This window comes from Mesorhizobium sp. M0894 (assembly GCF_040319725.1).
In the GTDB taxonomy this organism is placed as follows: Bacteria; Pseudomonadota; Alphaproteobacteria; order Rhizobiales; family Rhizobiaceae; genus Mesorhizobium.
This window is the reverse complement of sequence record NZ_JAMYOG010000013.1, coordinates 134,474-154,971: the sequence shown is the minus strand read 5'-3', so window position 1 is coordinate 154,971 and position 20,498 is coordinate 134,474. Positions and strand designations below refer to the sequence as shown.

Sequence of the window (20,498 nt, the reverse complement as noted above, 5' to 3'; positions counted from 1 at the left end):
CTCAATTCTTCACCACCAGCTTGCGCGGCACATTGGCCAGGCACGCGACCCCGGTTTCGGTAATCAGGATGGATTCGGTGATTTCCAAGCCCATCGTCTCCAGCCACAGGCCGGTCATGAAATGGAAGGTCATGCCGGGCTTGAGCTCGGTGCGGTCGCCTGGGCGCAGGCTCATCGTGCGTTCGCCCCAGTCCGGCGGATAGGAAAGCCCGATCGGATAGCCGGTGCGGTTGTCCTTAACGATGCCGTATTTCTTCAGAACCGCGAAGAAGGCGTTGGCGATGTCCTCGCAGGTGTTGCCGGGCTTGGCGGCGGCAAGCCCGGCCTCCATGCCTTCCAGCGTCGCCTTTTCGGCATCGAGGAATTCCTGCGTCGGTTTGCCGAGGAAAACGGTGCGCGACAGCGGACAATGGTAGCGGTTGTAGCAGCCGGCGATCTCGAAGAAAGTGCCCTCGCCCGATTTCATCGGCCTGTCGTCCCAAGTTAGATGCGGTGCCGATGCGTCGGCGCCTGACGGCAGCAGCGGCACGATCGCCGGATAGTCGCCGCCAATGCCGTCGACGCCGCGCGTGCCGGCATCATAGATCTCGGCGACCAGGTCGCATTTGCGCATGCCGACTTCGATCTTGTCGACGATGCGCTGGTGCATCGCTTCGACGATGCGGGCGGCTTTGCGCATGTAGTCGATTTCGGTCGGGCTCTTCACCGCGCGCTGCCAGTTGACCAGTGCCGTGGCATCGACGAAGCGGGCATGGGACAAGTGCTTCTGCAGCGATGCGAAGGCAGCGGCAGAGAACCAGTAATTGTCCATCTCGACACCGATGCTGAGCTTGCCCCAGCCACGATCGGCGAGCACGCTGGACAGAAAATCCATCGGATGGCGCTCGGTCGACTGCACATAGTTGTCGGCATAGCCGACGATGTTGTCGTGCGCGAGATAGGCGGTGCGCTTGGCGCCGTTGGCGTCCTGGCCGCGCCCGTACCACACCGGCTCGCCCGACGGTGGCACGACGACCGCCTGGTGTACGTAGAACGACCAGCCGTCATAGCCGGTCAGCCAGGCCATGTTGGACGGATCGCTGACAACAAGCAGATCGACGCCCTTGGCCGCCATCGCCTTCCGCGTCTTGGCGAGGCGCTCCGCATATTCGCCGCGCGAGAATTTCAAATTAGGCTGCATTGTTCTTGGTCCTCGTTTGTTGGGCCTTGCGGCCGGTATCAGCTTTCGAAAATCGTACCGGTCTTGGCTGCACGCGCACGGTCGCGGGCGAGCGTGGCGATCGCCGTGTCCTGCACGCCGGTGCCGGTCAGATCGGCAATGGTGATGTCGCTGTCCGAACGCCGGCCATGCCTTTCGCCGGCGATGATGTGGCCAAGCTCGGTGATCTCGGCATCGGCCGCCATCACGCCCGCCACGATGGCATGGTGCAGTTCGCCCAGGAGCCGCGTCTGTTTCGCACTGTCGGCGACGTAGAGGTCGGCCATGCGCAGGATCGCCGGCGCGATCTCGTTCTTGTGCTCCGCGTCCGAGCCCATCGCGGTGATGTGCTGGCCGGCGGAGACGAAGCCGGCCTTGATCAGCGGCTCGGTCGACGGCGTCGTGGTGACGATGATGTCGGCATCGGCCGCAGGCTTTGCCGCGTCCGGCTCGGCGTGAACGGCGATGCCCAGTCTTTCGGACAATGCGTCCGCCGCGGCTTCGGCCTTGGCGGCATCCCTTGCCCAGATCCGAGCCTCGGTGATCGACCGCACCAGCATCAGCGCCTCGAGCTGCAGTCCGGCCTGAACACCGGCGCCGAAGATTGCGGCAACGGAGGAGTCCGGACGCGACAGATGTTTGGCGGCGACCGCGCCGGCCGCCGCCGTGCGGATGTCGGTGAGATAGCCATTGTCGAGCAGCAGCGCCTCGACCAGCCCGGTCTTCGCCGACAGCAGCACCATCATGCCGTTGACGCTAGGCAGGCCGAGCTTCGGATTATCGAAAAAGCCGGGGCTGATCTTGATCGCAAAACCGTCGATGCCCGGCACATAGGCGGTCTTGACATCGACCTCGCCGCGATGCTCGGGAATGTCGAGCCGCAGGATTGGCGGCATCGCCACTGGCAAGGTGGCGAGCGCGCGAAACGCGTTCTCGACACAGGCGACGGCATCGAGATCGAGCTTCACGATCTTGCGCAATTCAGCTTCGGTGAGGATCGTCATCCGGCTCATGCTGCGCTCTCCGCAATTGCTTCGCCGCAAATGATCTTGCGGTGCAGTGTCATGTCGATGTTGCGGCCGGACAGCACGAGCACCGTCGGGCCGTTCGCCCCGACCTTGCCGGCAAGCACAGCCGCAATGCCGACCGCGCCGGCGCCTTCGACGATCTCGCGCTCCTGCTCATAAGCATGGCGGATGCCGGCGGCGATCTCGTCCTCGCTGAGCAGGATCACATCATCGAGCAGATCACGGCACATGGCGAAGGTCAGCCGGTTGTCGAGCCCAATGCCGCCGCCGAGCGAGTCGGCCAGCGTCGGCAGTTCCTCGACCGACACCGGATGCCCGGCGTCGAGGCTTGCCTTCATCGCCGCACCGCGCGCCATCGAAACGCCGATGACCCTCGTTGCCGGGCTGACGCCCTTGACGGCAGCGGCAACGCCAGCCGCCAGCCCACCGCCGGAAAGCGGCACCAACACCAGCGCGGCGTCCGCAACTTGTTCCATGATCTCCAGCCCAAGTGTTCCTTGCCCGGCAACGACCGCAGGATGATCGAAAGGCGGCAGCATGATCAGCCCCTCTTCCGCGACCAGCCGTTCGACCTCCCGCTGCGCATCGTCCTGGCTGTTGCCGACGATGCGGATCTCGGCGCCGAGCCGACGGATTTCCTCGAGCTTGTTCTCAGGCACCAGCCGCGACATGCAGATCGTCGCGTGGATGCCTTGCAGTCGAGCGGCATAGGCAAGCGCCCGGCCATGGTTGCCGGTCGAGGCCGCGACGACGCCGCGCGCGCTCTCCTCTTCTGTCAACGAGGCGATAGCGTTCGAGGCACCGCGCAACTTGAAGGCGCCGGTGGTCTGCCGATGTTCGAGCTTGAGATAAACAGGAGCGTCCAAGTGTTGGGAAAGACTCGGGGAAGTGACGGTCGGCGTGCGCTCGACCTTGCCTGCGATGCGCTCGCGTGCGGCGCGGATGTCGGAGAGGCTTATCCTGGACGTGGTCATGGCTCTGCAATCAGTTCAACGGCAGCGTCATCAGGCGGCCGAATTCGGGGCGTGGCTCGTCGTCGCCGCAAAGCCGCAGGCAATTCCAGGCTGTCGCCTGGTTGCTGGTGACGACGGGACGGCCGATGGCTTCTTCCATACCGACAACTGCCAGCGCCGACCGCAGCGCCGTGCAGGACACGAACAGCGCGTCGGCCTGCGGGGCCGTCGCCTCGCGGGCCAGATCGACCAAGGATTTCGGCGCAATCCGCGCCATCTCGCGGTCATCCTCGAAGCCGAGGCAAGTGAAGCTGGCGATCTCGAAACCGTGTGCCGCGAAATAGGCCGCCATTGGCCGGCTCGTCTCGACCGTATAGGGGGTGAGGATGCTGATTGTCCTGGCGCCCAGCGCCTTCAGGCCGCGCACTCCGGCCATCGGCGGCGTCACCACCGGCGCGCCGGGTTTCGCGGCCTTCACCGCCGCCTCGATTTCGGCATCGCCGATCACGACGGAGGCCGAGGTGCAGGAATAGCAGATCGCATCGAGCGGTTCGTCAGGAAGGATCAGGGCCGCGCCCGCCGTCAGTGACGGCTGCATCTTGCGCAAATTCTCCGGCGTCGTCGGGTTGGCGTAGGGAATACGCGCGACATAGACGCCGATACGATCGCTTGCCACCATGCGGTGAAAATCCGGTTCGCTCGTATGGTCGGTGGCAAGGATAATCAGGCCGACCCGCTTTTCCAGCGGACGTGCATCGAGCGCTGGACGGGCCGAGCGCAGGCGGATATCGGGTGCAGCGCTCATCGTTCGATCCGCCCATAACGGTGTTCCAGCCAGCGCAGCAGCACCACCGAGAACAGGCTGATGGCGAGGAAGAAGGCGCCGACCAAGGTGATCGGTTCGATATACCGATAATAGGTATTGGCGACGCTCTTGGCCTGGTTCATCAGTTCCAGCACGGTGATCGCCGACAGCAGCGGCGTCTCTTTGAACATGGCGATGAAATAATTGGCAAGCGCCGGGATCATCGGCGGGATCGCCTGCGGCATGATGATGTGCGTCCAGGTCTGCGTGGCGTTCAGATTGCAGGCCTTGGCCGCTTCCCATTGGCCGCGCGGCACATTATCGATGCCGGCGCGGTAGACCTCGGCTGTGTAGGTGCCGTAATGCAGCCCGAGACCGATGACGCCCGCCACCAGCGGCGGCAACAGGACGCCGAAATCCGGCAGCACGTAGAAGATGAAATAGAGCTGCACCAATAGCGGCGTGCCGCGGATGAACTCGGCAAGGAAGCCGATCGTGCGCGACAGAGCCCTGTTCGGCGAACGGCGCGCCAACGCGATGCCCAGCCCAACGATGGCCGCCAGCACCGAGCCGAGCAGCGTCGCCAGGATGGTGATCTTCACCCCCTGGATCAGCGTCGGCAGGATCTGCCGGACAAAATCCCAATCCCATTCCATTACAGAGCCCGATCCATCAGACGCGCACCCCGTCGAGGCCGCGCGCCATGCGGCGTTCCAGCGACCGCACGCCCCATGAGATGAGTAGCGCCAGCACGAAATAGATGACGAGAATGGTGCTGAACGGCACCAGCGTGTTGCCGGTCTGCGAGCGCACCACCTGCGCCTGGAAGGTCAGGTCGGCAAGCGAGATCAGCGAGACGACGGCGGTGGCCTTGAGCAATTCAATGGCGTTGTTGCCGAAGGTCGGCAGCATCACCAGCAGTGCCTGTGGCAGGATGATATGGCGCATGGCTTGCCAGCGGCCGAGATTGAGCGCGGTGCAGGCCTCGTATTGTTCGCGGCCGATCGACTTGATGGCGCCGCGCACCACTTCCGCCGCATAGGCCCCGACATTCAGGCCCAGCGCCAGCACGCCGGCCTGCAGCGGCGTCAGCGAGATGCCGGCGAAAGGCAGCACGAAATAGGCCCAGAACAGCTGCACGAAGATCGAGGTGCCGCGGAAGAACTCGATATAGGCGGTGGCCAGCGCGCGTAGCACAAAAAACCGCGACAGCCGCCCCAGCCCGGCAAGAAAGGCCATGATCAAGGCCAGCACCGACCCCATCAGCGTCAGCTCGATGGTGACAAGCGCTCCTTGCAAAATCAGGCCGAAATAGCCGGACCATTGGGTCATTGGTCGAAAGGGCTCCGCATTGAATATTTGGCGAGGCGATCACTTCAGCGTCCTTCTCCCCGTTCACGGGGAGAAGATGCCGGCAGGCAGATGAGGGGCAGAGCCAATCTGTCAAAAGCTGGGCGTCGCCCCTCATCCGGCCCTTCGGGCCACCTTCTCCCCGTCAACGGGGAGAAGGAAGAACGCGCCTACTTCGCCGAGCAGAGCTTGTCGCGGCTCGTCGACATCGCCGCCGCCGCCGAGAAGCCGTAGGGTTCGATGATCTTGGCGAACTCGCCGGACTTCTTCAGTTTCGCCAGCTCGACATCATAGGCATCACGTAGCGCTTCGTCGCCCTTTTTGAAGGCCGCGCCATCGCAATAGACCGGCGCACCGACCACCGGCGCGATGACTTCGAGGTTCGGATCATTGGCTTTCTTGACCAGGTCGTTGATCGACAGCACTGGCAGTGAATAGGCATCGATGCGGCCGTCCTGCAGCATCTTCAGGCCGCTCTGGCCGTCCGGCACGACGATGACGCGCTCGCGCGGCACACCTGCGGTGAGCGCCAGCTTTTCCTCTGTGCCGCCACCGGGTGCGCCGATCGTCGCGCTGGTGTCCTTGGCGACGTCCTCGTAGCTCTTGAAGCCCTTCGGGTTGCCCTTCTTCACCAGCATCGCCTCGGCGTCGCACAGCACCGGTTCCGAATAGGCGACCGCAGCACAACGTTCCGGCTTCATGAACAGGCCGGCGGTGACGACGTCGAAACGGCCGGCCTGCAAGCCGGGGATCATGGCACCATATTCCGAGATAGAGGCGACGATGTCGTTGACGCCAAGGCGTTTGAAGATTTCACGGGCAACGTCAGGCGCCGCACCCGAGACCTTGCCGTCGGCGGCGACCGCCGTATAGGGCGGCTCGTTGGCGATGGCGACGCGGGCAAAGCCTTGCGCCTTGAGCTCTTCGAGCTTGCTGTCATCGGCCGAGCCGGTCGTCGAGGCGGCCAGCACCGCCGTCAGCGCAATACCGGCGACGCCGGCCAAAATGGCAAATTTCTTCATTGTTCCCAACTCCTTGTTTGTCTGTCTTCTTGGCTTGCTTGAGGCGTCGCCGCCTCGCATGGCAGTCAGACCCGATGTCCGGCCGCAATGATCTTCTTCAGGAAACCTTGCGTACGCTCCTGTTTGGGATGGCGGAAAATCTCGTCGGGCTTGCCTTCCTCGACTATTCTGCCGCGATCGAAGAACAGCACCCGGTCGGCGAAGTCATGGGCGAAACCCATCTCGTGGGTGACCAGCAGCATGGTCATGTCGGTCTCGGCGGCGAGCTTGCGCATGACGTTGAGCACCTCGTCGACGAGTTCCGGGTCGAGCGCCGAGGTGACCTCGTCGAACAGCATGATCTTCGGCGACAGCGCCAGCGCCCGGGCGATCGCGACGCGCTGCTTCTGTCCGCCGGAAAGCTGCGCCGGCATCGCTTTGGCCTTGTCGACCATGCCGACCATGTCGAGCAGCTCCATCGCCCGCTTCTCGGCGGCGGCCCGCGGCATGCCTTTGGTCAGCATCGGTGCGAGCGTCACATTGTCGATGACGCATTTGTGCGGAAACAGATTGAACAGTTGGAAGACCATGCCGATCTTCTGGCGCATCTTTGCCAAATGCCGTTCATCCGCCGTCAGCAGCCGGCCGTTGCGCTCCATGTGGTACAACTGCTCGCCGTCGACCTGGATGTGGCCGCTGTCAATGCGCTCGAGCGTCATCAGGATGCGCAGGATCGTCGTCTTGCCCGAACCCGACGGGCCGATCAGCGCCAGCTTCTCGCCGGGCATGACTTGCATCGAGAGGCCGTCCAGCACCTTGAAGGTGCCGAAGCTTTTCGAAATGCCGTCGATCTTGATGATGGGCGCCGACAATGAATTTCCCGTGCTGGAGAAGCTGTGCCTTTAACGATGCGGATCGCGGCAAATCATGTCAATCAAGAAAATAATATCATGACAATATTTCGAACTCCGCACAATTCCTCGCCATTTGTTGCCTAGATGGCAAGCAGGAGATGCTCGGGATCGCCGAGCAGAAGCTTGGTGACAACGCCGAGACCGGCACGCAGTTCCCCCTCCGTGGTCGAGCCAAGCGAAATCCGCACAGCTGGATGCCAAGGCGTCTGCGAAATGCGAAACGACGTGCCGGGCGCAATCGCCACGCCCTGCAGGCGCGCCTGGGAAACAAAGCTTTCCTCGCCGCGATCATCGGGCAGCCGCAGCCAGACATGCAGCCCGTCGCGATGAGCGCGATAGTCCACTCCGGCAAGCGCCTCGGCGGCGATGTCCAGACGCCGCCGCAAAGCCATCCGCTGCCATCGAACGAGTTCCATCGCGGTGCCGTCGGTCACCCATTTGGTGGCGATCTCGGCCACCAGCGGCGTCGCCATCCAGTTCGAGACGAGGTGGCGGTTGGCAACCGCGGCGACATAACGATCGGGTGCCGCGAGATAGCCGATGCGCAGGCCCGGCACCACGATCTTGGTGAAGGAGGTGACGTAGAGCGTGCGCTCGGGTGCAAACGCCGCGACCGGCGGCGGCCGGTCCTCGACCAGCGGGCCGAGGACGTCGTTTTCGATAATGGCGATGTCATGCCTGCGCGCAACGGCGGCAATCTGTTCGCGCCGGGCGGCGTCCATCAGCGTCGCCGTAGGGTTGATCACCGAGGGCTGCACGAACACCGCGCGGATGTCCGACAGCCGGCAGGCCTCGTCCAGCGCTTCCGGGATCAGCCCATTGTCGTCGATCGGCAAACCCTCGAGGTTGAAACCGAGATAACGCGCCAGCGGGATCAGTGTGTGATGGCCGATCGCCTCGGTGGCGACGGTCGAACCGGGCGGCGCCACGCTCATCAGCGCCACTGTCATCCCTGCGGTGGCGCCGTTGGTCAGGCTGATGTTCTGCGGCGACGCGTCGAGGCCGCAGAAGCGTAGCCACTCGACACCCACCGCGCGGTGGCGCGGGAACACCATGTTCGGCCTGAACGACAGCGCCGAGCTCGACGGCAGGTTTTCGGCGAGCCAGCCCAGCGCCTGCTTCAGCCGCTCCAGATGCATCGGTTCGCAGACCGGCTTCAGGATAGAGAGGTCGATGACCTCACCCAACCGCTCCGGCAAATAGGGCGGCTCCGGCTCGCGGCGCTGCGTCTGCACGAAGCTGCCGCGGCCGACCTCGCCGGACACCAGCCCGCGGCGGATCAGTTCCTCATAGGCGCGGCTGACCGTCTGCACGGAAAGTTTGAGATCGTCGGCCAGCTGCCGGTGCGTCGGCAACCGGGCGCCATTGGCCAGGCGCCCGTCGTGGATGGCGCGCGCGAACTGGTCGGCGAGCGATTGATAGGCCGGCCGCCGGATAAGAGCGGGATCTGGACGCCAAAATGTCATGACTTATTAGAGATCGAAATCAGTGCAATTGACAATCGAAATAATGCGCCGTCATGGTGTCCGGCACTGGAAGTGGACGATCATGGCTGCAGCGAAACTCGATCCGATCGACCTGAAAATCCTCGAGGCCATCCAGCGCGACGGCCGCATCACCAAGCTGGCGCTGGCCGAGAAGGTCGGCCTGTCGCCGACGCCGTGCTGGATGCGGCTGCGCAAGCTGGAAAAGGCCGGCATCGTCTCCGGCTATCACGCCAGGATCGCCATGCGTGCCATCGCGCCGGTCGCCACCGTGCTGATGGAGGTGACGCTGGCCAGCCACCGCCAGGCCGATTTCGACCGTTTCGAGCGCGTCATCCGCGACATCCCCGAGATCGTCGCCTGCTGGTCTGTCGGTGGCGGCGTCGATTACCTGCTGAAGGTGATGGCGCGCGACATCGACGCCTATCAGCGGCTGGTTGACACTCTGCTCGAACGCGAGATCGGCATAGACCGCTATTTCACCTACATCGTCACCAAGACGGTGAAGGAGGAGAGTGTGCTGCCAGTGGCCGATCTGCTGCCCGCATCTTCCTGATACAGGAGAGATCGTCTGCCCGGGCGATGCAATAGAGACAATCTCTCTACGTGCAGGCACCGAAACAGCCTCTCTGTTTGCGCGGCAGAGATAGTCTTGCGGCGTCACCCGAACCGGGAGCCCGATGATGTCCGCACATTTTGCCCGCTCGCAGCGCCATGAAGCGCTTGATCGCCTCGCCGACCGACGGCTGCTGCGTGAACTCGCCTATGTCGATGGCCACTGGACGGCAAGCGAGACCGCGGAGAGTTTCGAGGTGACCGATCCGGCCACCGGATCCACCGTCGCTTTCGTTGCCGCGCTCGATGCCCGGCAGACGACGTCGGCGATCGATGCGGCATCGCGCGCCTTTCCCGCCTGGCGCGCATTGCTGCCGCAGGAACGTTCGAAAATCTTGCGCAAATGGTTCGATCTGATCGTCGCCGCCAAAAATGATCTGGCGCTGCTGATGACGCTAGAACAAGGCAAGCCGCTGAAGGAATCGCTCGGCGAGATAGACTACGCCGCCTCTTTTGTCGAATGGTATGCCGAGGAGACCAAACGCCTCAACGCCGAAAGCGTCACCAGTCATCTGCCGGGCGCGGAGATGATGGTGCGGCGCGAGCCGCTCGGCGTCGTCGGCGTGGTCACGCCGTGGAATTTTCCAGCGGCCATGCTGACCCGCAAGGCGGCTGCCGCTCTTGCCGCCGGCTGTACCATCGCCGCGCACCCTTCCTCGGAAACGCCGCTGTCCGCACTGGCGCTGGCCGAGCTTGGCGAACGTGCCGGCCTGCCGGCTGGCGTGTTCAACGTCCTCACCGGCAAGGCTTCGACCATCGTTGGGCGGATGTGCGAAGACCCGCGCGTTCGCGCCATGAGCTTCACCGGCTCGACCGAGGTCGGCAGGTTGATCGCCGCGCAGAGTGCGCCGACGATGAAGCGTCTGGTGATGGAGCTCGGCGGTCATGCGCCGCTGATCGTCTTCGCCGACGCCGATTTCGACAAGGCTGTGGCCATCGCGGTCGACGCCAAATTCGCCACCTCCGGCCAGGACTGCCTCGCCGCCAACCGCATCTATGTCCAGCGTCCGCTATACGATCGGTTCTGCGCTGCTTTCGCCAAACGCGTCCAGGCATTGCGGGCCGGCAATGGCCTGGCTGACGACACCGAAATCGGACCCTTGATGCATGAACGCGCCGTCAAGAAGGTCGAGGAGCAGGTGGCCGATGCGCTCGCCAAAGGCGCGCGCTGCCTGACCGGCGGCAAGCGCCATCCGGCCGGGCCGCTGTTTTACCAGCCGACCGTGCTTGCCGACGTTGGAGACGACGCTTTGATCATGCGCGAGGAGACCTTCGGTCCGGTTGCGGCAGTGACGCCTTTCGACAGCGAGGACGAGGTCATCGCCCGCGCCAACGCCACCGAATACGGCCTGGTTGCCTATGTCGTGACTGAGAATGGCGGCAGGCAATTGCGCATGGGTCGCGCGCTCGACTATGGCATGGTCGCCATCAACCGCGTCAAGATCACCGGCGCGCCGATCCCCTTCGGCGGCGTCAAGCAGTCCGGCATCGGCCGCGAGGGCTCGCGTCACGGGCTCGAAGCCTTTACCGATCTCAAATATCTCTGCCTCGACGTTGCGTGAGCCGCGCCCGACACATTTTTCTCAGGAGTAAAAAAATGCTCGACCAGTCAAACGAACTCGCCGCCTGGGATCGCGATCACTTCTTCCATCCCTCGACCCATATGGGCACCCATGCGCGTGGCGAGAGCCCGACGCGTGTGATTGCCGGTGGCGAAGGCGTCACCATCTGGGACAATACCGGTAAGAAGAGCATCGACGCCTTCGCCGGGCTCTACTGCGTCAATGTCGGCTATGGCCGCCAGAAGATCGCCGACGCCATCGCCGCACAGGCCAAGAACCTCGCCTATTACCATGCCTATGTCGGCCACGGCACCGAGGCATCGATCACGCTTTCCAAGATGATCATCGACCGCGCGCCGCAAGGCATGTCGAGGGTCTATTTCGGGCTCTCCGGTTCCGACGCCAACGAAACCAACATCAAGCTGATCTGGTACTACAACAACGTGCTCGGCCGGTCCGAGAAGAAGAAGATCATCTCGCGCTGGCGCGGTTATCACGGCTCCGGCATCATGACCGGATCGCTGACCGGCCTCGACCTTTTCCACAACGCCTTCGACCTGCCGCGTGCGCCGGTCCTGCACACCGAGGCGCCCTACTATTTCCGCCGCGCCGACCGCTCGCTGAGCGAGGAGCAGTTTTCGCAACACTGCGCTGACAAGCTCGAGGAGATGATCCTCGCCGAAGGGCCGGAAACGGTCGCCGCCTTCATCGGTGAGCCGATTCTCGGCACCGGCGGCATCGTGCCGCCGCCGGCCGGCTACTGGGAGAAGATCCAGGCGGTGCTGAAGAAGTACGACGTGCTGCTGGTTGCCGACGAGGTCGTCACCGGCTTTGGCAGGCTGGGCACCATGTTCGGCTCCGACCATTACGGCATCAAGCCCGACCTGATCACCATCGCCAAGGGCCTGACCTCAGCCTATGCGCCGCTCTCCGGCGTCATAGTCTCAGACAAAGTCTGGCAGGTGCTGGTGCAGGGTTCCGACAAGCTCGGCTCGCTCGGCCATGGCTGGACCTATTCGGCGCATCCGATCTGCGTGGCCGCCGGCGTCGCCAATTTGGAACTGATCGACGAGATGGATCTGGTCAGGAACGCCGGCGAGACTGGCGCCTATTTCCGCGCCGAGCTGACGAAAGCCGTCGGTGGCCACAAAAACGTCGGCGACGTGCGCGGCGACGGCATGCTGGCGGCAATCGAGTTCGTCGCCGACAAGAACGATCGCGTGTTCTTCGATGCCTCGCAGAAGATCGGTCCGCAGATCGCGACCGCGCTTGCGGCAAGCGGCGTCATTGGCCGCGCCATGCCGCAGGGCGACATTCTCGGTTTTGCGCCGCCGCTCTGCCTGACGCGGGAAGAGGCCGACATCGTCGTCTCCAAGACGGCCGATGCGGTGAAGAGCGTGTTTGCCAACATCTGAAGAACCGACATGAATGCCATGACCAAGACCATCCCCGCCACCATGGCCGCCGTGCAGTTGATCGGGCACGGCGGACCGGAAAAGCTCGTCTACCGCACCGACGTGAAAGTGCCCTCGCCCGCCCGGGGCGAGGTGCTGGTCAAGGTCACCGCTTGCGGTATGAACAACACCGACGTCTGGGTGCGCCAGGGCGCCTATGGCACGGAGGAGGATGCCGCCGCTGTGTCGACCTGGCGTCGTCAGGGCAATACGCTGACCTTCCCGCGCATCCAGGGCACCGACACGGTCGGCAACATCGTTGCCGTCGGCGACGGCGTGTCGCCGGCTCGCATCGGCGAGCGGGTGATGGTCGATTTCTCCATCTACAATCGCGACGACGATTCACTCGCCGACATCGACTATATGGGCCATGGCCGCGACGGCGGCTATGCCGAATACCAGGCAGTACCGTCCGAAAACGCCCATGTCGTCGATACCGATCTGACCGATGTCGAGCTTGCCACTTTCTGCTGCGCCTATCTCACCGGCGAGCAGATGCTGGAACGCGCCGCGTTGAAAGCCGGCGAGCGGGTGCTGGTCACCGGCGCCTCGGGCGGCGTCGGCTCAGGCATCGTGCAGCTGGCGCGGGCACGCGGCGCCATTCCCTATGCCATTGCCGGCAAGGGCAAGGAAAAGGCGGTGCGTGATATCGGCGCCGAGGCGGTGATCACCCGTGGCGTTGCCGATCTGCCGGCCGCCGTTCGCGCGGCGACCGGGGGCCAGCCGATCGACGTGGTGGCCGATCTGGTCGGCGGCGCGATCTTCAACGACCTCCTGCGCATCTTGAGGCCGGAAGGCCGCTATACCACGGCTGGTGCAATTGCCGGCCCCGTCGTGCAGCTAGATCTGCGCACCATGTATCTGAAACAGCTGCAACTGCATGGCTCGAGCCAGGGCACACGGGCGGATTTCCGCCGCATCGTGCGCTACATCGAGGAGAAGAAGATCCGGCCGCTGGTCGGCGGCGTCTACAAGCTCTCCGATTTCCATCGCGCCCAGGCCGATTTCATCGCCAAGGATTTCGTCGGCAAGCTGGTCGTCGTGCCAGATGCGGTCGGACATCGCTAAATAGTGCGATCAGCTTGGCGATCGGACCTGCTTGACGGCAGCCTCGAGCGATCTTTCAAACGCGTCGATCACCTGGTCGACCTGCGGCTCGGTGATGATCAGCGGCGGGCAGAAAGCCAGCGCATCGCCCATATTGCGCGAGATGACGCCGTTCTGCTGCATGAAGCCGTTGACGAGCCCGCCCAGTTCACCGGTCTTCCCCCACGGCGCCTTGTTCGCCTTGTCGCCGACCAGTTCGACCGCCGCGATCAGGCCGATGCCGCGCACCTCGCCGACAAGCGGGTGCGAAGCGAGCGTGCGCAGCCGCTTCTGGATATGCGCGCCGACCGCACGCGCATTGCCGACAAGGTCGCGCTCCTCGATCAGCTTCAGGTTCTCGAGCGCGACCGCTGCCGCAACAGGATGGCCGCCGCCGGTGAAGCCGTGGCCGAAGGTGCCAATACGATTGCTTTCGTCGGCGATCGGCTCGAACACTTTTTCGTTGATCAGCAAGGCCGAGATCGGCAGATAGGACGAAGAGATCTGCTTCGACAGCACCATGATGTCGGGCCTGATGCCGAAGGTCTGCGAGCCGAACATCTCACCTGTCCTGCCGAAGCCGCAGATCACCTCGTCGGCGACCAGCAGGATGTCGTATCTCGACAGCACCGCCTGGATCTTTTCCCAGTAGCCGGAAGGCGGAACAATGACGCCGCCAGCACCCATGATCGGTTCGCCGAAGAAGGCGGCGATGGTTTCCGGTCCTTCGGCCAGGATCAGCTTTTCCAGCTCGTCGGCGAGCCGGCTCGAAAACCGCTCTTCGCTTTCACCCGGCAGTGCCTCGCGCCAATGGTGCGGGGTCGAGGTGTGCAGCACATTGGCGATCGGCAGATCGAACGAAATGTGGTTGTTGGGCAGTCCGGTCAGGCTCGCCGAGGCAATGGTGACGCCGTGATAGCCCTTCTTGCGGCTGACGATCTTCTTGCGCGCCGGCTGGCCGAGCGCATTCGACCGGTACCAGATCATCTTCATGGCCGTATCGTTGGCCTCGGAGCCGGAATTGGTGAAATACGCCTTGCTCATCGGCACCGGCGCCATCTGCACCAGTCTCTCGGCAAGATCGATCAGCGGTGAATGCGATTTGGAGCCGAAGTCGTGATAGTAAGGCAGCTTCGACATTTGCCGTACCGCCGCATCGACCAGCCGCCTCTCCGAAAAACCGACCGCGACGCTCCAAAGCCCGGCCATCGCCTCGATATAGCGGTTGCCGGCGAGGTCCTCGACATAGATGCCGTCGCCCTTCTCGATGACGAGCGGCCCTGCCTCCTGATGCTTGCGGGCGTTGGTGTAGCCATGCATGTGAAAGCTTATGTCGCGGGCTTCGGGGGAGTTCGGTCGTGCGTCCATGATGGCTCCTGTGCGGGTCCGCATCGGCAGGCCCCGTGCATTATGCGGTTTGATGCATCTTTCTCGAACGATATAGTGTCAAGCGCTTTCGACAGGGCCAGCGGATGGATGGACGCATGCAGAACTTCGGCTTGACCTGATCGTGGACCAAATCGACTGCATTGTCGCCGGCGCCGGCGTCGTTGGCCTGGCGATCGCGCGAGAGATGGCGAAGCGCGGCATCGACACGCTGGTGCTGGAAGCCGAGAGCGCCATCGGCACCGGAACAAGTTCGCGCAATTCCGAGGTCATCCACGCCGGCCTCCACTATCCACTTGGATCGCTGAAAGCCCGGTTCTGCGTGGCGGGCCGGGAAAAGCTCTATCGCTACTGCGACGAGCGTGCGATCCCGCATTTGCGCTGCGGCAAGCTCATCGTCGCCACAAATGCCGAACAGGAGCCGGTGCTCGCCTCGATCCGGGCCAATGCGCGCGCTTGCGGCGCTGGCGACCTGGCGCCCTTGAGCGAAGCCGAGGCACATGCGCTGGAGCCCAGCCTCAAGTGCACGGCGGCGCTGCTGTCGCCGGCCACCGGGATCGTCGACAGCCATGCCCTGATGCTTGCCTTGCTGGCTGATGCCGAGGAGCACGGGGCGGCACTCAGCCTCAACACCCGCGTCGCCGCCGGCCGCATCGAAGCGGGCCGCGTCGTGCTCGACACGGTGGACGCTACCGGCGGCGAGCGCTTCGAGATCGCTACCACACGCTTCGTCAATGCGGCCGGGCTTAGCGCCGCAGCGCTTGCCCGCTCGCTTGAAGGGCTAGATCAGCAGTTCGTGCCAAAGCTCCATTACGCCAAAGGCAATTATTTTTCGGTGGCCGGCCGGGCGCCCTTCTCGCGGCTGATCTATCCAGTACCCGAACCAGGCGGACTCGGTGTTCATCTGACGCTCGATCTCGACGGCGTCACCCGCTTCGGGCCGGACGTCGAATGGACTGATCAACTCGACTATCGCGTCGATCCAGCTCGTGGCGAGCGCTTCTACAGCGAGATCCGCAAATACTGGCCGGACCTGGCCGATGGCAGCCTGCAGCCCGCCTATAGCGGCATCCGGCCAAAACTGTCCGGTCCCGGTGAGGCCAATGCCGACTTCGTCATCCAGGACGTGGCGGCGCATGGCGTGGACAGCCTGCTCAACCTGTTCGGCATCGAAAGCCCCGGCCTGACCTCCTGCCTGGCGATTGCCGATCATGTCGCGCAGCGCCTCGCGCCGAAGTTGTAGCGTGCGGCGCCCGCGCCACGATCTGAGGCGCATTGCGTGAACTTTCAGGCGCAAGTCGCCTAAGAGGCACATCGCGCACTTGCAGCCCGCTCCGCGCTCTGATTCCCTGCATTCTGGGCTGTTCTGATTCGCACTGCCCGGTTCAAAGTTTTCGCAGTGCGCCCGGGACAAGCTTCCAGCGACCACTCGGCGTATCCAGGGAGAACGGCAATGAACACCGCGACGAGGCCGGTAATCTCGGAGATGAGGCCTAAGATCACCGTCGTCGGGGTCGGCGGCGGCGGCGGCAACGCCGTCAACAACATGATCGCCGAAGGCCTGCAGGGCGCGGAATTCATCGTCGCCAACACCGATGCCCAGGCCCTTGCCATGTCGAAGGCAACGAGGCTGATCCAGTTGGGCGCTCATATCACCGAAGGCCTGGGCGCCGGGTCCCTGCCCGAGGTCGGCCGTGCCGCGGCCGTGGAATCCATCGACGAGATCATGGATCACCTTGCTGGAACGCATATGTGCTTCGTGACCGCCGGCATGGGAGGCGGAACCGGAACAGGTGCCGCGCCTGTTATAGCGCAGGCAGCGCGGGCAGCCGGAATACTGACCGTCGCCGTCGTCACCAAGCCATTCGTCTTCGAAGGCAGGCGCCGCATGCACGCTGCCGATGACGGCATCGAGCGCCTGCGCGAAAGCGCCGATACCGTCATCGTCATCCCCAACCAGAACCTGTTCAGGATCGCCGACGCCAGAACCACGTTCGCCGACGCATTCGCCATGGCCGACCGGGTTCTCTATGCGGGTGTCGGCTGCATCACCGATCTGATCGTCAAGGAAGGGCTGATCAATCTCGACTTCGCCGATGTGAAGTCGGTGATGCGCGACATGGGCCGCGCCATGATGGGAACCGGCGAGGCCGCCGGAGAAGGCCGTGCCAAGAAGGCGGCGGAAGCGGCAATCGCCAACCCGCTGCTCGACGAAGCTTCGATGATGGGCGCCAAGGGCGTCCTTGTCTCGATATCGGGCGGCATGGACATGACGCTGTTCGAGGTCGATGAAGCGGCTACCCGCATCCGCGAGGAGGTCGACAACGATGCCGACATCATCGTCGGCGCCATCTTCGACAAGGCACTCGCCGGAAAATTCAGGGTGTCGGTCGTCGCCACCGGCTTGCGGCGTGGCCTGGAGATTCCGCTGCTGGCGGAACCGGAGGTTCGAATGAACTGAACGCGTATCGCGTGCGGCTCGCTCAGCCGATTGCCAGCCTCTCTTCACCAGGGCCGCGCGCCGTCGATGACTTCCATGGCGCGTGCAGCAAAACGGCCGGCCAGCGGTGCCACGTCGGCCGCATCGGCCGCAACCGCGCTGCCGGCCAGCACGCGGTCGGCGATGCCGACGAAGATCACCGCAAAGCGGAACATGGCAAACACCAGATGGAACCGTTGCAGCGGCGCCGTCGGCACCGCGTGGGCGAAGTAATGATCGAGGAATTCGCGCTGTGTCGGAATGCCGAGCGCTGCCTGATCGAGACCGAGGATGCCGCCATATTCGTCAGGCGAGGAATGCCAGGGCATCGAGCAGAAGCCGAGATCGGCAAGCGGATGGCCAAGGGTCGATAACTCCCAGTCGAGTATGCCGATCACTTCGGGCCGCTCGGGATGGAAGATGAGGTTGCCGAAACGGAAGTCGCCATGCGCGATCGAGACGTGGCCGTCATCTGGCGGAAGATGTCCCGGCAGCCATTCGGCGACGGCTTCGAGCGCGGTGATGCGCTCGCTCGGCGATTCCCGCAACTGTCTGGTCCAGCGCGCGATCTGTCGTTCAAAATAGTTCCCGGGACGGCCATAATCGCCGAGCCCGACCTCTTCCGGCCGCACTGCGTGCAGCTTTGCCAGCGCCTCGGCCATGCCGAAATAGATGCCGCGCCGCTCGTCCGGCGCCAGTCCCGGCAACGAGCCATCGTGGAACACCCGGCCGTCAAGCCGCTGCATCAGATAGAACGGCGTGCCAAGCGGCTCGTCGCCGTCGTGAAAGAGCACCGGCCGCGGCACCGGCACCTCTGTCTCCGCGAGCGCTTCGATCACCCTGTATTCGCGATCGACGGCATGAGCGCCGCGCAGGATCGGTCCCGGAGGTTTCTTGCGCAGCACCATGCGGCGGCCGCCATAGTCGACGAAATAGGTCGGGTTGGATTGGCCGCCGACGATCCGCTCAAGCGACATCTGGCCATCGCCAAAATGCGCTCTCAGAAAATCCTCCAGGCGCGTTGGATCGAAATCCGTCCTCATTGCCGGCTCAGCGGTTCCCGCTGCGACCTGTGTCATCTTGCGTGCCGGCTTCGACATGCCAGCGCCAGAAGCCTGTACCTTCCTCGTTGAGGAAGCGGTTGAGCACCATCTTGTGAACCTCGTCGGCGCCGTCGACCAGGCGAGCCTGGCGGGCATAGCGGTAGATCCATTCGAGCACAGTGTCTTTCGAATAGCCGCGGGCGCCGTTGATCTGGATCGCCACGTCGGCGGCGTCATGCAGCACATTGGCGACCTGGATCTTGGCCATGGAAACCTCCTTGCGGGCAAAGCCACCGCGATCGAGCTCCCAGGCCGCCTTCATCACCAGCAAGCGACCGATCTCGATGCGCATGGCAAGGTCGCCGAGCAACAGCTGGATACTCTCGCGGTCGGCCAAAAGCTGCCCGAAGCCGCTACGCTCGGCGGCATAAGCGCGCGCGATTTCGACGCAGCGCTTGGAAAGGCCGAGCCAGCGCATGCAATGGGTGAGCCGCGCTGGACCGAGCCGGACCTGGGTAACCCTGAGGCCGCTGCCTTCGCCGGCAAGCACGTCCTCGACCGGGATTTCAAGCCCGTCGAATTCCAGCTCGCAATGGCCGCCATGTTCTTCCGGTCCCATGATCTCGATGCGCCGCAGGATCCGCCAGCCCGGCTGGTCCTTGTGGAACAGCAAGGCCGAAAGGCCGTGACGCGGATCGTCCGAGGTGCGTGCGACAAGGATGAAATGGCTCGCCTCTTGCGCCCCGGTGATAAACCATTTGCGGCCGCTGACGACATATCTGTCGCCGCGCCGCTCGGCTCTGGTCATGATCATCGACGGGTCCGACCCGCCGCCCGGATGCGGTTCCGTCATTGCGAAAGCCGAGCGCACCTTGCCATCGACGATCGGCTTCAGCCATCTCTGTTTCTGCTCCGGCGTCCCCAACCGTTCCAGCACCATCATGTTGCCGTCGTCGGGAGCCGCGGAATTGAACACGACCGGACCGAAGATCGAGCGGTTCATCGCCTCATAGCAGACAGCTATATCCACCTTGGAAAGGCCCGCCCCGCCAGTCTCGGGTTTCAACTGCAGGCACCACAGGCCAGCCGCCTTCGCCTTTGGCCGCAGCGTTTCGAGCAGCGGCAGCGCGATGTTGCCATGGCCGTCATAGGAAGCCTTGTCTGCCTCGAGCGGCAGGATTTCGCGCTCGACGAAATCGGCGATCCGGCTGCGGAAGGCCTCGGTGCGGACGGGGATGTCGAAATTCATGGCGCTCACAACGATGAAACGAGATGCCGCCATCGATCTCGATGGTCGAGCCTGTAGTGTAGCTGCCGGCATCGAATGTGAGCAACAGCAGTGCGTCGGGCCGTCATTTCGCAGTGCAAAGCCGCCCGGATCGATACGAATCGGTGCCGCGGGCGTGCTACCGATGCCGGTCGTTCCTACGGATTTTGACCCGGCCACTTCTTCGGATTGAAGGTGGGAGAGCGCACTGGCCCAGGCCCGAAGTAACGCGGCCACTTGGGCGCAGGCTTGTCCTCGACAGCGGGAACCGAACCGGTTGACGCCAAGGGGACAATCTCGAACGACACGGCTTTCCCGGTCTGTGGATTCAGCCCGCAGGAAAAGCTGAAGGCTTGCCAGTCGTCGCCCGTTCGGGCTTGGCCGCTGCCCGTCAGCCGACGGTTGCTCACGAGTTGCAGCGTGCTGGGATCGTCGGTCCCGAGGAACACCCGATCGACACCCTTGATGCGACGCTTTAGCGCTTTCCTGGCAACTGGGCGGCAGATGAACTCGGCTACTTTCTTCGCATCCGTCCAACCCTTGGCGAGCGCACGCTCCTCAGGAAATTTGAGCTTGGCTATCTCCGCAGCAACGACGGAAGCCTGCGCCGGCGAAAGCTTGGCAGCCGCGGCCGGGGCAGACGAGCCGAGCAACAGCCAGAACACGATGCCAAGCGCCAGGGAGAAACGTAGGGTCCGAGTAGTCTGTCGCATCTCGCCCACCGAATTTCTCCTCCACTTCCAGCAGTCAATCAAATCTCCCAGTAGAACATTACCAAAACGCGAATATCTTCCCAATATTTATAGCGAAAGGTAATTTCCTCTTCTGCACGGTACTCTGCTCTTCGAGCGTGCAAACCGAGTTCGCCTTGCC

19 protein-coding genes are annotated in these 20,498 nt (G+C 63.7%); 6 read left to right on the top strand and 13 right to left on the bottom strand.

Going from position 1 to position 20,498, the window contains the following annotated elements:
- Position 1: 1 nt before the first annotated feature.
- The 9 genes from doeA to ehuR form a co-directional block, all read right to left on the bottom strand.
- Positions 2-1,180 carry an ectoine hydrolase DoeA gene (doeA, locus tag NKH91_RS23310; protein ID WP_352844676.1) on the bottom strand — a complete coding sequence of 393 codons (1,179 nt, stop codon included), beginning with the start codon at positions 1,178-1,180 and terminating at the stop codon, positions 2-4.
- A gap of 38 nt (positions 1,181-1,218) precedes the next feature.
- Positions 1,219-2,211: a cyclodeaminase gene (locus NKH91_RS23305; protein ID WP_352885402.1), complete on the bottom strand. Its 993-nt coding sequence runs from the start codon at positions 2,209-2,211 to the stop codon at positions 1,219-1,221.
- Complete coding sequence (gene eutB, locus NKH91_RS23300; RefSeq protein WP_352484024.1) at positions 2,208-3,200, bottom strand: hydroxyectoine utilization dehydratase EutB; 993 nt, start codon at positions 3,198-3,200, stop codon at positions 2,208-2,210. Before eutB ends, NKH91_RS23305 begins: the two co-directional genes overlap by 4 nt.
- A 10-nt stretch (positions 3,201-3,210) precedes the next feature.
- Positions 3,211-3,984: an ectoine utilization protein EutA gene (eutA, locus tag NKH91_RS23295; protein WP_352484025.1), complete on the bottom strand. Its 774-nt coding sequence runs from the start codon at positions 3,982-3,984 to the stop codon at positions 3,211-3,213.
- Entirely contained in the window at positions 3,981-4,640 is a 660-nt protein-coding gene (gene ehuD, locus NKH91_RS23290) for an ectoine/hydroxyectoine ABC transporter permease subunit EhuD (RefSeq protein ID WP_023720653.1), read from the bottom strand. Before ehuD ends, eutA begins: the two co-directional genes overlap by 4 nt.
- Positions 4,641-4,656: 16 nt before the next feature.
- Complete coding sequence (ehuC, locus tag NKH91_RS23285) at positions 4,657-5,316, bottom strand: ectoine/hydroxyectoine ABC transporter permease subunit EhuC (RefSeq protein ID WP_023720654.1); 660 nt, start codon at positions 5,314-5,316, stop codon at positions 4,657-4,659.
- 188 nt (positions 5,317-5,504) lie between these two features.
- A complete protein-coding gene (ehuB, locus tag NKH91_RS23280) occupies positions 5,505-6,356 on the bottom strand; it encodes an ectoine/hydroxyectoine ABC transporter substrate-binding protein EhuB (protein ID WP_352484026.1) in 852 nt (283 codons plus the stop codon).
- 65 nt (positions 6,357-6,421) lie between these two features.
- On the bottom strand, positions 6,422-7,207 hold the full coding sequence (gene ehuA / locus NKH91_RS23275; RefSeq protein WP_352524912.1) for an ectoine/hydroxyectoine ABC transporter ATP-binding protein EhuA: 786 nt from the start codon (positions 7,205-7,207) through the stop codon (positions 6,422-6,424).
- Between the two features lie 122 nt (positions 7,208-7,329).
- Complete coding sequence (gene ehuR, locus NKH91_RS23270) at positions 7,330-8,715, bottom strand: MocR-like ectoine utilization transcription factor EhuR (protein WP_352844678.1); 1,386 nt, start codon at positions 8,713-8,715, stop codon at positions 7,330-7,332.
- An 82-nt stretch (positions 8,716-8,797) separates the two neighbouring features.
- On the opposite strand from ehuR, the gene NKH91_RS23265 reads away from it, so the two are divergent.
- The 4 genes from NKH91_RS23265 to NKH91_RS23250 all read left to right on the top strand — a co-directional run bounded on the left by NKH91_RS23265 (position 8,798) and on the right by NKH91_RS23250 (position 13,432).
- Positions 8,798-9,289 carry an Lrp/AsnC family transcriptional regulator gene (locus tag NKH91_RS23265; protein WP_352548887.1) on the top strand — a complete coding sequence of 164 codons (492 nt, stop codon included), beginning with the start codon at positions 8,798-8,800 and terminating at the stop codon, positions 9,287-9,289.
- Between the two features lie 127 nt (positions 9,290-9,416).
- The gene (locus tag NKH91_RS23260; protein WP_352844680.1) at positions 9,417-10,910 is read left to right on the top strand and encodes an NAD-dependent succinate-semialdehyde dehydrogenase; all 1,494 of its coding nucleotides are present in this window, start codon (positions 9,417-9,419) and stop codon (positions 10,908-10,910) included.
- Between the two features lie 35 nt (positions 10,911-10,945).
- Positions 10,946-12,325 (top strand): aspartate aminotransferase family protein, encoded by a 1,380-nt coding sequence (locus NKH91_RS23255; RefSeq protein ID WP_352844682.1) that lies wholly within the window; start codon positions 10,946-10,948, stop codon positions 12,323-12,325.
- 9 nt (positions 12,326-12,334) lie between these two features.
- A complete protein-coding gene (locus NKH91_RS23250; RefSeq protein ID WP_352844684.1) occupies positions 12,335-13,432 on the top strand; it encodes an alcohol dehydrogenase family protein in 1,098 nt (365 codons plus the stop codon).
- A 9-nt stretch (positions 13,433-13,441) separates the two neighbouring features.
- Here NKH91_RS23250 and NKH91_RS23245 read toward each other — a convergent pair whose 3' ends face one another.
- On the bottom strand, positions 13,442-14,818 hold the full coding sequence (locus tag NKH91_RS23245) for an aspartate aminotransferase family protein (protein ID WP_352844686.1): 1,377 nt from the start codon (positions 14,816-14,818) through the stop codon (positions 13,442-13,444).
- Between the two features lie 142 nt (positions 14,819-14,960).
- On the opposite strand from NKH91_RS23245, the gene NKH91_RS23240 reads away from it, so the two are divergent.
- Together NKH91_RS23240 and ftsZ are read left to right on the top strand one after the other, a co-directional pair.
- On the top strand, positions 14,961-16,079 hold the full coding sequence (locus NKH91_RS23240; RefSeq protein ID WP_352844688.1) for an NAD(P)/FAD-dependent oxidoreductase: 1,119 nt from the start codon (positions 14,961-14,963) through the stop codon (positions 16,077-16,079).
- A gap of 210 nt (positions 16,080-16,289) precedes the next feature.
- Positions 16,290-17,297 (top strand): cell division protein FtsZ, encoded by a 1,008-nt coding sequence (gene ftsZ / locus NKH91_RS23235; protein ID WP_023720665.1) that lies wholly within the window; start codon positions 16,290-16,292, stop codon positions 17,295-17,297.
- Between the two features lie 44 nt (positions 17,298-17,341).
- Here the strand turns inward: ftsZ and NKH91_RS23230 are convergent, their stop codons facing one another.
- The 3 genes from NKH91_RS23230 to NKH91_RS23220 form a co-directional block, all read right to left on the bottom strand.
- Positions 17,342-18,358, bottom strand: a complete 1,017-nt coding sequence (locus NKH91_RS23230) for a phosphotransferase family protein (protein WP_352844690.1) — start codon at positions 18,356-18,358, stop codon at positions 17,342-17,344.
- A gap of 7 nt (positions 18,359-18,365) precedes the next feature.
- Positions 18,366-19,607 carry an acyl-CoA dehydrogenase family protein gene (locus NKH91_RS23225; protein ID WP_352844871.1) on the bottom strand — a complete coding sequence of 414 codons (1,242 nt, stop codon included), beginning with the start codon at positions 19,605-19,607 and terminating at the stop codon, positions 18,366-18,368.
- Between the two features lie 176 nt (positions 19,608-19,783).
- Positions 19,784-20,347, bottom strand: a complete 564-nt coding sequence (locus NKH91_RS23220) for a hypothetical protein (RefSeq protein ID WP_352844692.1) — start codon at positions 20,345-20,347, stop codon at positions 19,784-19,786.
- Positions 20,348-20,498 lie beyond the last annotated feature (151 nt).